Annotated in this window: 2 protein-coding genes; both read right to left on the bottom strand. The window is 68.1% G+C overall.

The features are described from left to right. The coding region (locus DEIPH_RS02160) for a hypothetical protein (protein WP_034353140.1) at positions 1-221 on the bottom strand (221 nt) is incomplete at its 3' end. A gap of 103 nt (positions 222-324) precedes the next feature. Continuing rightward, a complete protein-coding gene (locus tag DEIPH_RS20065) occupies positions 325-501 on the bottom strand; it encodes a hypothetical protein (protein WP_161636021.1) in 177 nt (58 codons plus the stop codon). Positions 502-574 lie beyond the last annotated feature (73 nt).

The raw sequence follows: 574 nt of genomic DNA, 5'->3' as shown, positions 1-574 counted from the left end.
CCCGGCCAGCGCACCCGCAGCACGCCACGCGGCCCCCCTGCCCGCTCGATGGTCCAGCCGGAGGCGGTCAGGCCCTTCAGCGCCAGCCGCACCCGGCCTTCCCCCTCCCCGATCTTCTGCGCCAGCGTGGGGACCGTGTGCGTGTCCGGCTGACGCAGGAGGGTGATGAGGACGAGTCCGGTCGTTTCGTAGGTGCTGCGGCCTGTGGCTGATTTCCGCATATACTCGGCTCCTCTGGCGGCGTTCTCCCGCCCGGGCTTCCCCCCCGCGAGGGGGATGAAGGAAGGCCCCCGCACTCTCTCGCGGGGGCCTTCGCGGTGGGGGTTAGCTGCGGTCGGCCTCTTCCAACATCTTCAGCCACTCGCCTTCGGGAACGTCCTCGGTGTTCTCGTAGTCGGTGTCGGCGAGCAGGTCGCGCAGGGTGCGGGTCTGGGCCTCGGTCAAGGCGTTCTGCGTGCGGGCGTTCAGTTCGACCAGGTCCATCGTGCTGTTGATCTGCATGTTCGTTCTCCTAGGCTTCGGGTTCCGTCCGGTGTCTCCGGGTGTCGGCTCTCTCTCCCTTGCCTGAAAAGAG

Origin of the sequence: Deinococcus phoenicis, assembly GCF_000599865.1 — a bacterium.
GTDB lineage: Bacteria > Deinococcota > Deinococci > Deinococcales > Deinococcaceae > Deinococcus > Deinococcus phoenicis.
The sequence above is the reverse complement of the archived record's forward strand: the minus strand, read 5'-3'. Positions and strand labels throughout refer to the sequence as shown.

Coding starts and splice junctions, on each gene's coding strand:
- DEIPH_RS20065 (WP_161636021.1), bottom strand. CDS start 501: ATGCAGATCAACAGCACGATGGACCTGGTCGAACTGAACGCCCGCACG.